The following is an 11,249-nucleotide window of genomic DNA, read 5'->3' as shown; positions in this document are numbered from 1 at the left end:
TTTGTGACCTTGTCACAAGGGCTCATTGGAGTTATTGAAATATAACTCTATTCGCTTATTCCGCTAATTATTGGCCTTCGGCCCCTACCCCGCTTCCAAAATGCAAAAACCCTGCGAGTTACCGCAGGGCTTCGAAAAAATATAACACAGCCTTAAAACAGGAGGCGGATTGAACCGGCTACTAGACTTTAAAGTGAGCGAATGCTTTATTGGCTTCAGCCATACGATGAGTATCTTCTTTCTTTTTGAAAGCTCCACCTTCACCTTTGCTGGCTGCAACGATTTCTCCGGCTAATTTCTCAGCCATGCTGCGGCCGTTTCTTTCGCGGCTGAAGCGGATGAGCCATTTAATGCTCAGGGAGATCTTTCTGTCTGCACGTACTTCAGCAGGGATCTGGAAGGTAGCACCACCGATACGACGGCTGCGAACTTCTACAGCAGGAGTGATGTTGGACAGAGCTCTTTTCCAGATCTCATATCCATCCTCATTTGTCTGCTTACCTACTTTTTCCATGGCATCGTAAAAAATATTATAAGCAGTATTCTTTTTCCCTTGCCACATCAGGTTGTTCACAAAGCGGGTCACCAGCTTATCATTGTATCTTGAATCGGGTGCCAGTGGTAATTTTTTGGCTTGCGTTTTCCTCATTTTTTGATGGAATTACTAGTTATAATTATTTTTTACCTTTTGTTGCTGCGGGTTTTGCACCGGCCTTTTCTTTCTTGGTACCGTATTTGGAACGGCTCTTCTTACGATCTTTCACACCAGCCGTATCCAGGCTGCCGCGAACGATATGATAACGTACACCTGGTAAGTCCTTTACACGACCACCACGGATCAGAACGATCGAGTGTTCCTGTAAGTTGTGGCCTTCACCCGGAATATAGGCGATAACCTCTACTTTGTTAGTCAAACGTACTTTCGCCACCTTACGCAAGGCAGAGTTTGGCTTTTTAGGTGTAGTCGTGTACACACGTGTACAAACACCGCGACGCTGCGGACAAGCATCCAAAGCCCTGGATTTGCTCTTTGCTCTGATGATCTCTCTTCCTTTTCTAACTAATTGTTGTATAGTAGGCATTCTTGACCTAATTTTTATTTGGGACGGCAAAGGTAATTTTCCTTTGGGAAATAAACAAAAGAAATTAAAGATAAAAATGGAAATTAGGGGATACGGCCCTTATACTCTCCTATTCCTGCTTATACCTTGAACATCCAGCCCCGGGTATCGGCAGTTTTACCTTCCCGGATGTCCGTCAACATCTTTTTGACGGCCGGAACAGCCTTCCAGGTATTCGTATCGAACTTCATGGTATAATCCTCGTAGCGAAGCTCCTGGATCATGGAGACGGTAGCGGCAGTGCCGGTCCCGAATAACTCCTTGAGTTCCCCTGCTTTATGAGCATTGATGATCTCGTCGATGCTGATCGGTCTTTCTTCGACCTTATAGCCCTGCTCCCTGAGCACTTCGATTGCGCTGTCCCTGGTAACCCCTTCCAAAATGGTCCCTGCTTCCAGGTCCGGGGTAATTACTGTATTTCCGATCAGGAAGAAAACATTCATCGTACCGATCTCCTGAACATATTTGTGTTCAAAAGCATCGGTCCAGAGTACCTGGTCGTAACCTTTTTCTTTGGCGACGGCTGTAGCCAGCAAACTGCTTCCATAATTGCCGGCGGCCTTCGCAAAACCGATCCCCCCTTTAGCAGCCCTGGTAAACTTTTCCTCCACATAGATCCTCATCGGCGTCGAATAATAAGGGCCGGTTGGGCTCAGTAAGATCATGAACTTGTAGGTATCGGAAGGTTTTACCCCGATCACTTCGTCCGTAGCGAACATAAAGGGACGGATATATAAAGAATAATCATTCTTTTTAGGGATCCAGGCCTTGTCGAGAGCGACCAGCCGGCGCATCCCTTCTATAAAGATTTCTTCCGGAACGGCAGGCATACACATGCGTTCTGCAGACAGGTTAAAACGTTTGAAATTATCGTATGGGCGAAATATATAAGGGTTTCCCTCCTGGTCATTATAGGCTTTGATCCCTTCGAAAATGGACTGGCCATAATGAATGGCTGCCAGAGCAGGCGAAAGGGACAGGGGCTGGTAAGGCCGGATCGAAACGGATTTCCATTCGCCATCGGCATAGTCCACTTCCAGCATATGATCGGTCATATATTTACCGAACGGGAGGTTATTAAAATCGATCTCCCCGATTTTACTCTTGGCTGTTTTCGTAACTTGAATATCCAAAGCAGCGATCATAACGAACTGATTTTTATTAGCACAAATAAATGAACAATCTTTTGTAACCACAAAGAAACGAACAATCTTTGTGGTTACAAAATCACAAACTAACAAATGTTAGTTTTTATAGTTTGCTCCTGTCAACCTAAGTACTATGAGCCTGAACAACATTGAACTGCCCGAAAAAATCCTCACGGAATTATACCGGGATACCTTAGTGGCCCTGGAAACGCCCTATAAGGCTAAAGAAAGAAAAAAGGATACAACTGAGGATAACCCGGAAGAAAAGATACCTGGTAGAGCGGCAGCCTCCCAGGCTGCAGGTCGGGTTGTTAACACAAACGCCGAAGACAAAGTGCCGGAGATACAAACAGCTGAAGTCAAGCCAGCAGAAATCAAATCAAAGGAAGTCAAACCGGCCGAGCCTCAATCTTTGGTTCCGGAAATGAAAATCCTCGGTCTTAATAAAAAGAAAATAACGATTCTGGTAAAGTCGCCCGGAGTAGCCTTTCTTCCAGACGATCAACTGGCCTTCCTGACCAAAATACTGGAAGCCTGCAGAATGAATATGGGAGATGTGGCCATTGTAAACCTGGCCAGCGCTCCTGTACCTATCGCCGAGCTGAAGCGTCGGTTGCAGCCGGCCTTCCTGATTTTATTCGGTATCGAACCCGTGGAAATAAAACTACCCATGAACTTCCCGGCATTCAAGATCCAGGATTACGATCAGACATCTTATTTGTATGCGTCTTCCCTGAACGAATTAGTTGCGCCGACAGAAGAAAGCAAATTATTAAAAAGCAAACTTTGGGTCTGTCTTAAAAGCATGTTCCAGGTATAGATCGAACCAGCAAAGTTTACATTATGACCAAACTCATATTCGCCACCAACAATCAGCACAAGGTAGAAGAGATCCAATCTGCCATCGGGGATCAGCTGGAAGTGATCAGTCTGCGGCAGGCCGGGATCGATATCGATATTCCGGAGCCCCACGATACACTGGAGGCGAATGCTTCGGAAAAATCCGCGACGATCCACCGCCTTACGGCTATGGATTGTTTCAGCGAGGATACCGGGCTGGAAGTGGAGGCCCTGAATGGGGAGCCCGGAGTAAAAAGCGCCCGGTATGCCGGTGAGGACCGCGCTTTTGAAAAAAATGTAGAGCTGCTTTTGCATAAGCTGGATGGTCAGCCGAACCGGAAAGCCCGGTTTCGCACTGTGATCTCCCTGATACAGGATGGAAAGGAATATCTGTTTGAAGGAATTTGTGAAGGCCGGATCCTGGCAGAACCGAAAGGAGGCCAGGGCTTCGGATATGACCCGGTCTTTGCTCCTGATGGGCAACCAGTCAGGGTAAAGGGTGTATCGGGCAATCTGGAAGAAGAACCCCGTAGCTTTGCCCAGATGACCATGGACGAAAAGAACCAATACAGTCATCGCAGAAAGGCAGCCGATCAACTGATCGCCTTCCTAAGGAAAAAACACTTGTCATGGGAAAAATAAAACTCGCGTTACCGGATAAATTCCCTTTCACCACGCTTATCCCTATACGCATCACCGATCTGAATTATGGCGGCCATGTTGGCAACGATTCCATTCTTTCCCTCCTTCATGAGGTCCGCATACAGTTCCTCCGTCATCATGGATATACCGAGCTGGACCTGGCGGGTACCGGTCTCATCATGGCCGATGTTTCTATTGAGTTCCGTAACGAAATATTTTATGGGGATCAGGTGCGGGCATCCGTTGCCGCCGGCGAATTCTCCCGGATAGGCTTCGATATCTATTACAAACTGGAAAAAGAAACCGGCGAAAAATGGGTGCCGGTCGTTTATGCAAAGACGGGAATGGTCTGTTATAATTATACCTTGAAAAAAGTTACGTCTGTACCGAAGGAAGTTTGCACCGAATTGCTGGGGTGAGAGGGGGTCTTCTTAAAGGCCTTCTTAAAGACTTCTTAAAGTCTTCATAAAGAGCCTTTTTAAAATCTGCTTAAAGCCTTCGTAAAGTAACAGGCCTCTGGTGGTGAGTTTCCGGAAGTGTCAGTATCTGGAGGTGCCTGTGTCAGGAGGTGCAAGTTTCTTGAAGTGTAAGTGTCTGGCGAAGCAAGCTTCGCGGGGAGCGCCCTAAGCGCGGTGCCCGCGCAAGCGGCCGTATCTCATGATGCGACCTAAAGGCCGGATCGCCCTTGGCGATCCCATATGCTCCAGCTCTCCTCCGCCTGTAGTATCAACATCTCATACCCATTCTCCACCACAGCGCCCCGCTCCTCTCCTTTTTGAAGAAACAAAGTCCTTGCAGGGTTATAAACAAGATCGAACAGATAATGTCGGGCAGTGATTGCCTCATACGGCAATAAAGGGAAGTGTTCCGTATTCGGATACATGCCAAGCGGCGAAGTATTGACGATCAGGGTATGAGAACGGATAAGCTCCGCATTCACCTGGTCATAGTAAAGATCATTTGTAAAAGGCCGGGGGCTCCTGGAAACAAACCGATAGTCAAGTCCGAGCTTGCGGACCACGAATTCCACGGCCTTGGCAGCCCCCCCCGTTCCCAGGATCAGTGCGTGGGTGTGGTGAGGCTGCCATTTTTTGAGCAGGGAAATTTCAAAACCGATCACATCCGTATTGTAACCGGTCAGCTGCCCCTTCTCTATCCTAATACAATTACAGGCATTGATCGCGGCTACAATGTCATTTTTTTCCTGTAGAAAAGGAATGACTTGCTCTTTATAAGGGATGGTCACATTCAATCCGCAAAGATCCGGGTCTTGAAGCAGGGCGGGTAGTTCTGAGATATCCTTCAGCGGATAAGTCTCGTATACACAGCCGGTAATCCCTTCCCTTTCAAACTTCTCCGTAAAAAAGCGTTGGGAGAAGGAGTGAGAGAGGGGATAACCGATCAGGCCGAACTTCCTCATTTTGTTTTTACTTTATCCAGGAACAACTCGAAAGTGTCTCCGCGAAGACCAATACGCATGGCTTCCATGGCGATCACTTCGCTTGGAGCGATATTGCCGAGATTGACATTGCAGCCAATCAGTTCGATAAAATAAAGCTGCTGAGCCTTCTGCGGAGCTTCCCAAAGGATCTTTTCGGCAGGGATCTGGGTGAGGATTTCCTGAACCAGTCCTTCACGGACTTCGCCGCTTCCGCGATAGATGCCCACATTTCCTGCTTCCCTGGCTTCTGCGATCACATACGTGGCTCCTGCGTTCAGCTCGGCGCGCATCAGTTCGATCCATTTATAGGGGGGAATGATATGTTCGGCATCCTTGCTGCCCACTTCACTCAACACCGTAAAATGTTTGGTGAGTTTTTCGATATACCCGCATTTCTCGGCGTGAGGTATCGTGATCGAGCCATCGCTGACCTCGATATGGGTAATCCCATAATCTTTACAAACGGCTATATAATCATCGAACTGGTTGCGGATCAGGAAAGCCTCGAAAAGAGTTCCCCCAAAATAGACCGGCATATCGTATGACTGGTAAATTTCTATCTTCTCTCTCAGGTTGGGGGTAACGAAGGCCGTACCAAAACCCAATTTGAGGATATCCACATGAGGGTGGGCCACACTAAGAAAATTCTTTGCTTCCTCGATACTAAGTCCTTTGTCCATGACCATCGTAATTCCATGCTGACGCGGCTTCAGCATCCTTTCCGGGATCTGTGTAAGTTTAAAATTCATCCTTCAGATAATTTTATTCGTAATTAATGTCTTGGTGGTTACCGGCGCAAAAATAGGTCTTGCAGGCGAAAAAACAGGGAGTTACTCCCGAAAAACAACAAACAGCCCTATACAGTCATCTTCTGTTCAGCGTAGTATTAAATTAAAATGTAATTAAAAAATTTGCTAAAGGTATTAGGGAAAGGGATTTTTTTGAAAGTAATTCCTTTCCCTAATACACATAATGATGGCAAACCCTCAAGCTTCGCTGTGGGTTTGCCAACTGGCCTCCAGCCAGTTTAGTCCTAACACAAGTCATGCAGATTTATTCTTCTTATACCTGCCAATAATTTCCACGACAGGCTGATATTGCAGGATCACGGGATTCAATTCCAATAATTTTTTTAAGAGTTTGGGAGCCTGCGACATTGCTTTTTCCAATTGCAGCAGCCCTTCCTTCGATTTTCCCAGCGCAAAATAAACCGCGGTCAGATAGAATATAAACAATGGTTTTCCGCCGGTGATCTTGATCGCGGCTTCGACCTGTTCCAGGGCTTCGTCAAAAAACTCAGCGTTATACAAACAACGTATCAGTGCTTCCCAGCTGGATATATTCCGGGGGCGCATCCGGACAACATTGGAAAAGAACTGGATCGCCTCTTTGAAATCCCCCAGCTGCATCTTGCATTCTCCCATGGCCAGGTTATATTCCGGCTGCATCGTGTGAATACGCATGGCGGCTTCCAGTTGTTTCACCGCCTGGATCCACTGTCCTTCATTGATATAGGTACAGGCCAGTTTGTAATATAATTTGCTGTCGTCGGGATTGAGATGCGAGGCCTTCCGGTAATAGAAACGTGCCTGAGCGTAATTATCCAGTTTATCGTAACAATGACCGATCGCTTCGTAGATCACATCTTCAGGGCGGGATAATTCCAGCACTTTCTCCAACGCTTCTATCGCATCCTTGTACTTACGCATACGGATATACGCATCTCCCATATTCCGGTAAGCATAGTCGAATTTTTCGTCGATGACCAGCGCATACTTATAGGCATCCACTGCTTTTTCGTACAACTTCAGACCCTGATAGGCCGCAGCGAGATTGAACCAGGCCAGTTCACTGTAGGGATTATCTTCTATGATCTGGTTATGAAGGGCAATACTTTCTTCATTCCTTCCCGTGAAATCGGTCCAGAAACAGATCTTATACAAGGCCTCCTCGCTTCCGGGATCCTGTTCCAATATAAGTTTCAGACAATCGAAGATTTTATCGAACTCTTCGTAATCATCGTAAACATCCGCCAGTTCGAACAAGAGTTCGATACGTTCGTCGCCTTCAAAATATAACAGGGCATTCTCCAGCAATATAACGGCCTTCTCCGGCTGGTCGAGCGCCAGATAAGCATCCGTCTTCAAAATAAATAAATTGATATCTGCTCCGTCGAGGAGTTCTGCCTGGTCGAGGATCGACAGGGCTTCATAATAACGCCGGGTTGCGATCATCAGATCTGCCTTTTTGATCAGCAGGGCTGAGGAATAGGGATATTGTTCGATACCTATTTCCACCGCCTCGATAGCCTGTGTGATGTCCTCCGTGTCGTCAAAATAATCGATAATCTTCTCAAAGGACTCTTCTTCGAGGAAAGAATTGTTCCGGCCACTCCTTAGATCCTGAAATTTCTTCAGCAGTTCCTTCATTTCCTCCTTATCCTGATGGTATGGATTTTCTTGCATGTGTTTAAGGTTATTGTAAGTTACAGCATAATACCCTTTCTACAAACTTTTTACCCCGACCCGGCAACCCTGAATATCATATATACGTATATAACCTGGAAGGGTTATTAAAAGTTCATGCAGGAGCCGCCGGTTATTGACGAAAAAGGTTCAGTACAGATCAGCACCAAGCCCAAAAACGGAGGAAAAAAAGTGGATAAATTAAGGGTGACCAATTAGGGCGGTGCAGGGAAAAAGCGGTGGAAATGGAGAAAAAAGGGGAAAAACGCCCTTTCCCAGGTAAAAAGATGACTTTTATAGCCTTGATAGTTAAAGGTTTATTAAAATTTGTGACAAACGGTTAAAAAATACCCAAATAATATATCTATATTTGTAAAAATTATGCTAAAACCAGCTACCATAGCAGTGAGAAAGTTGATCCGCAAGGCGGTCGTCAGTACGCTGATGATTGCCATCGTAGGATTAGCCTTCGCCAGCAAAGGTGGTGGGGGTGAAAAGAAAAAGAGCAATGCCGTTCCTTTTAAGAATGAATTTGTTCCAATCCGCACGACAAATAATTTTACCCTCAAAAGCGGTCCTTCTTACGGAGGCAGTTTTATTCTGGGTCAGGAAAAAACAAAGACTGCCATCGCATTTAATACCGTGGTTGCTTACGAAAGAGGCAACACGGTCTATATTCTGCCTTATAAGTATAAAGTGAACACGTCAGTTTACATGAATACATCCGGTAAGACCAATCTGCAATTACTGGATCTTCGCATCAAGATGCACAAGTAATTTCCCAAATTTATTAATTCTATTAACCTCCGGGGCTATCCCCCGATATTCATTTTCTTGCTTTCTTCATAATTCATTTCGCGGTAACCGGTCTTCGGAATATCGAATTTTGAGGCGGGAACGGGATTTAAATTAACCTTCGAAATCCTGTATTTCAATTTGAGATTGCCGTTTGCCAGTTCGTATTCAAGAGGTAAACCATCCAGGTTGCGGAAAGGAGGATCATAGTCCTTATTTTCAGGAATGATATCCTTAGTATAAAAGACTGTTAGCGTTACTCCTGACTTCGTTTGGGCAGTAGCTTTTATACATTTATAGCCTGCTATCTCCCTGCTCTCCGAAGAATTCTTAAACACCATCCCTTCATAGAGTTTGTTTCTTTCCTCCCAGTTCTCATGTGTAAGGCGGATAAGCAATTTCTGGCCGCTTACTTCTTTGAGGATAATCGCGAGACCTGTATTGGAATCGAACAGCGTGGTAGAGGAAAACAAGGGATTCGTCATTTCAGAACGGCTCTTACTTCCTTTGATATAAACCGAATGCGTGGCGACCTGGTTTGGGTCGGCTTGTTTGGGTTTATCATCCGCCGATACGACCGAATAATCATAGACGAGGGTAAGTTCAGCGACTTTCTTCTGTGCATGGGAAGGTATGAAACCCCATAATAAAAAGGCGGTTCCCAGAACGGCTACAATGGTGAAGTTTCTCATCGGTTAACTTTTAATGAACTATCCTGTAAAATAAGAAAGACCTTTCAATACACAACATATTGAAAGGTCTAATTTGCCGATAAACCGTTAAAATCGAAGGATCCGGGACGCTGCCCGGATTCCTCCGCTATCTTATTTTTTTATTGGGCTGGGTCTTTTTCTGCGCCTCCTGCATTTGCTCAAGGCGTTCCTGCCATTTGGATTTTGACTTTGGCTTGGTCCTGTTCTCCTGCAATTTGGTCAGGATCTTTTCGTGATCGATGATATAGTTCTGGATGACGAACTGAAGGATCAGCGTGATCACATTGGAAACCGTATAATACCAGGTCAGCGCCGAAGCAAGACTGTTAAAGAATATCAATAACATGACCGGCATGATATAAGGCATGTATTTCATGGCCGGATTGCTCTGGTCAGGAGTCATACTCATACCGTATAAGGAGATCAGGAAACTGGTAATTACAGCCAGCGTGGCAAAAAGACTGATATGGTCTCCGTATCCTGGAATGGTAAAACCAAAATGTGCAACAACATCATAAGTCGATAGATCCTTGGACCATAAAAAGGATTCTCCCCGCAAAGCAATATTCGAGTTAAAGAAACTATACAGAGCAAAGAAAATCGGGATCTGCAACAGTGCCGGAATACAGCCTCCCAGAGGGTTCACCCCCGCTTCCCGGAAGAGTTTCATCTGCTCCATCCCTACCGCCTGCTGGTCATCCCCTACCCTTTTTTTCATCGCTTCGATCTCAGGGCGAAGGGCCTTCATTTTGGCGCCGCTCAAGTAACTGCTATACACCAACGGAGAAGTGAAAAGACGGATAAAGAGCGTCAGCAACAGGATCGCGATCCCGTAACTGGCAATATGTTTTTTGAAGAAATCGAACACAGGCATAATGACATAAACATTCACCGGACGAACAAAAGAATACATATTTCTTCCCAGGTCGATGATCCTGTCCATTCCGGGGGCCTGTTTCTTCAGGATATTAAAATCATTGGGTCCGTAATACAACTGAAAGGGCAAGGTCACCGACGCTCCGGTGGGAACCTTTGCCTGCAGAACGACATCTACCTTAGCAATTACAAGAGAAGAATCAGAAGCTTCCTTCAGCATATGGACGGAACCCGAATTAAAACCGTTCTTTGCGATCAGGGTCGTGTTAAAGAATTGCTGGGAGACGCTGATCCATTGCACCGGTTTTTCGAAGGTCCTTTCCGTTTTGCTCTGGATATAATCGAAATTATTGTCCTCATAATAACAGATGCTGGTCAGCCTCTTTTCATTGACTACATTGTCCTGTACTTTCCCCACATGCGCCTGCCAGGCCAGGTTGAAATTGTTCTGACTGAACAGCTTTTCCGGATTGCCGATGGCGATATCCCAATCGACCCGGTATTCATTGGGGCGGAGGGTATATTGATGTACGAGTGTCGTTCCTTCGGGAGTTGGCAACCGGAAGGTGACGGTCTGACTTCCATCTGCATTTTTGATAAGTTCCCCATCCCTGAAATACAGATCGGCTATTTGGGCGGATTGATTGGGGGCGGTATTGATGGGATAAGAAATATGCCCGCCGGTTGCGGTATCCACCAGTTTTACCAGGGAACTGTCGAATGATTTGAATTGTTTCAGGGCAACGGAGACAGGCTGTCCCCCTTTATTGCTGAAAATGACCCGGATCAGTTCATTTTCCACCGTCAGCAGCTTTTCTTTGCCATTGATCGCGCCATTAAATCCGAGGGTATCCCGTACAGCCTGAACGGCAGGGTTGAATTTGGCCGTATCGGCCGCTTTGGCCGCCTGTAACTGATGGGCCTTGACATTAGCGATTGAATCTTCCGCCAGTTTCTTCTGCAACTCCAATGCATGACTGCTTTTTGTAGACATGTACAAATAAGCAAACAGTAAAAGCCCCAGCAGCACAAACCCAATCACCGTATTGCGATCCATTCCCATTATAATAGTTTTTTAGGAAGTGCAAATATAGGGGCTTTTTAAGCTAGAAGCTAAAAGGTTCAAGCCACATGCCTGACTTTCTCGGCTGGAGGCGGAATTCGGACGGTGGGTGGCATAAAGCCAAAGGCAGAAGGGGGGGAAGGTA

The 11,249-nt window shown here is 46.0% G+C and carries 12 protein-coding genes; 4 read left to right on the top strand and 8 right to left on the bottom strand.

Features of this window, described 5'->3' with window-relative positions; translation table 11 throughout:
• Window positions 1–181: 181 nt before the first annotated feature.
• The 3 genes from rpsG to ACX0G9_RS28695 form a co-directional block, all read right to left on the bottom strand.
• On the bottom strand, window positions 182–649 hold the full coding sequence (gene rpsG / locus ACX0G9_RS28705; RefSeq protein WP_459068428.1) for a 30S ribosomal protein S7: 468 nt from the start codon (window positions 647–649) through the stop codon (window positions 182–184).
• A 25-nt stretch (window positions 650–674) separates the two neighbouring features.
• Entirely contained in the window at window positions 675–1,082 is a 408-nt protein-coding gene (gene rpsL / locus ACX0G9_RS28700) for a 30S ribosomal protein S12 (RefSeq protein WP_459068427.1), read from the bottom strand.
• A gap of 119 nt (window positions 1,083–1,201) precedes the next feature.
• Window positions 1,202–2,266: a branched-chain amino acid aminotransferase gene (locus ACX0G9_RS28695; RefSeq protein ID WP_459068426.1), complete on the bottom strand. Its 1,065-nt coding sequence runs from the start codon at window positions 2,264–2,266 to the stop codon at window positions 1,202–1,204.
• 136 nt (window positions 2,267–2,402) lie between these two features.
• Between ACX0G9_RS28695 and ACX0G9_RS28690 the strand changes: the two genes are divergently transcribed.
• The 3 genes from ACX0G9_RS28690 to ACX0G9_RS28680 are packed head-to-tail and all read left to right on the top strand — an operon-like array spanning window position 2,403 to window position 4,170.
• Window positions 2,403–3,089: a hypothetical protein gene (locus ACX0G9_RS28690; RefSeq protein ID WP_459068425.1), complete on the top strand. Its 687-nt coding sequence runs from the start codon at window positions 2,403–2,405 to the stop codon at window positions 3,087–3,089.
• 23 nt (window positions 3,090–3,112) lie between these two features.
• Window positions 3,113–3,751: an RdgB/HAM1 family non-canonical purine NTP pyrophosphatase gene (gene rdgB / locus ACX0G9_RS28685; protein WP_459068424.1), complete on the top strand. Its 639-nt coding sequence runs from the start codon at window positions 3,113–3,115 to the stop codon at window positions 3,749–3,751.
• Entirely contained in the window at window positions 3,739–4,170 is a 432-nt protein-coding gene (locus ACX0G9_RS28680; RefSeq protein ID WP_459068423.1) for an acyl-CoA thioesterase, read from the top strand. The genes rdgB and ACX0G9_RS28680 overlap by 13 nt, the downstream gene beginning before the upstream one ends.
• Before the next feature lie 248 nt (window positions 4,171–4,418).
• Here the strand turns inward: ACX0G9_RS28680 and ACX0G9_RS28675 are convergent, their stop codons facing one another.
• The 3 genes from ACX0G9_RS28675 to ACX0G9_RS28665 form a co-directional block, all read right to left on the bottom strand.
• Window positions 4,419–5,171 (bottom strand): shikimate dehydrogenase family protein, encoded by a 753-nt coding sequence (locus ACX0G9_RS28675; RefSeq protein ID WP_459068422.1) that lies wholly within the window; start codon window positions 5,169–5,171, stop codon window positions 4,419–4,421.
• On the bottom strand, window positions 5,168–5,941 hold the full coding sequence (locus ACX0G9_RS28670) for a phosphosulfolactate synthase (protein ID WP_459068421.1): 774 nt from the start codon (window positions 5,939–5,941) through the stop codon (window positions 5,168–5,170). Before ACX0G9_RS28670 ends, ACX0G9_RS28675 begins: the two co-directional genes overlap by 4 nt.
• A gap of 294 nt (window positions 5,942–6,235) precedes the next feature.
• Entirely contained in the window at window positions 6,236–7,657 is a 1,422-nt protein-coding gene (locus tag ACX0G9_RS28665) for a tetratricopeptide repeat protein (RefSeq protein ID WP_459068420.1), read from the bottom strand.
• Between the two features lie 381 nt (window positions 7,658–8,038).
• Between ACX0G9_RS28665 and ACX0G9_RS28660 the strand changes: the two genes are divergently transcribed.
• Window positions 8,039–8,434: a hypothetical protein gene (locus tag ACX0G9_RS28660; RefSeq protein WP_459068419.1), complete on the top strand. Its 396-nt coding sequence runs from the start codon at window positions 8,039–8,041 to the stop codon at window positions 8,432–8,434.
• A 35-nt stretch (window positions 8,435–8,469) separates the two neighbouring features.
• On the opposite strand, the gene ACX0G9_RS28655 is transcribed toward ACX0G9_RS28660, so the two are convergent.
• Window positions 8,470–9,144 (bottom strand): hypothetical protein, encoded by a 675-nt coding sequence (locus ACX0G9_RS28655; protein ID WP_459068418.1) that lies wholly within the window; start codon window positions 9,142–9,144, stop codon window positions 8,470–8,472.
• A gap of 127 nt (window positions 9,145–9,271) precedes the next feature.
• Window positions 9,272–11,098 (bottom strand): membrane protein insertase YidC, encoded by a 1,827-nt coding sequence (yidC, locus tag ACX0G9_RS28650; RefSeq protein WP_459068417.1) that lies wholly within the window; start codon window positions 11,096–11,098, stop codon window positions 9,272–9,274.
• Between the last annotated feature and the right edge of the window lie 151 nt (window positions 11,099–11,249).

This window comes from Flavitalea flava (genome assembly GCF_054461575.1).
This window is presented reverse-complemented; position numbering and strand designations above follow the sequence as displayed.

Bases quoted from the DNA above. Each gene is read 5' to 3' on its own strand.
- ACX0G9_RS28655 (WP_459068418.1), bottom strand. From the start codon at position 9,144: ATGAGAAACTTCACCATTGTAGCCGTTCTGGGAACCGCCTTTTTATTA.
- ACX0G9_RS28670 (WP_459068421.1), bottom strand. From the start codon at position 5,941: ATGAATTTTAAACTTACACAGATCCCGGAAAGGATGCTGAAGCCGCGT.
- rdgB (WP_459068424.1), top strand. From the start codon at position 3,113: ATGACCAAACTCATATTCGCCACCAACAATCAGCACAAGGTAGAAGAG.
- ACX0G9_RS28680 (WP_459068423.1), top strand. From the start codon at position 3,739: ATGGGAAAAATAAAACTCGCGTTACCGGATAAATTCCCTTTCACCACG.
- rpsL (WP_459068427.1), bottom strand. From the start codon at position 1,082: ATGCCTACTATACAACAATTAGTTAGAAAAGGAAGAGAGATCATCAGA.
- ACX0G9_RS28675 (WP_459068422.1), bottom strand. From the start codon at position 5,171: ATGAGGAAGTTCGGCCTGATCGGTTATCCCCTCTCTCACTCCTTCTCC.
- ACX0G9_RS28690 (WP_459068425.1), top strand. From the start codon at position 2,403: ATGAGCCTGAACAACATTGAACTGCCCGAAAAAATCCTCACGGAATTA.
- rpsG (WP_459068428.1), bottom strand. From the start codon at position 649: ATGAGGAAAACGCAAGCCAAAAAATTACCACTGGCACCCGATTCAAGA.
- yidC (WP_459068417.1), bottom strand. From the start codon at position 11,098: ATGGATCGCAATACGGTGATTGGGTTTGTGCTGCTGGGGCTTTTACTG.
- ACX0G9_RS28665 (WP_459068420.1), bottom strand. From the start codon at position 7,657: ATGCAAGAAAATCCATACCATCAGGATAAGGAGGAAATGAAGGAACTG.
- ACX0G9_RS28660 (WP_459068419.1), top strand. From the start codon at position 8,039: ATGCTAAAACCAGCTACCATAGCAGTGAGAAAGTTGATCCGCAAGGCG.
- ACX0G9_RS28695 (WP_459068426.1), bottom strand. From the start codon at position 2,266: ATGATCGCTGCTTTGGATATTCAAGTTACGAAAACAGCCAAGAGTAAA.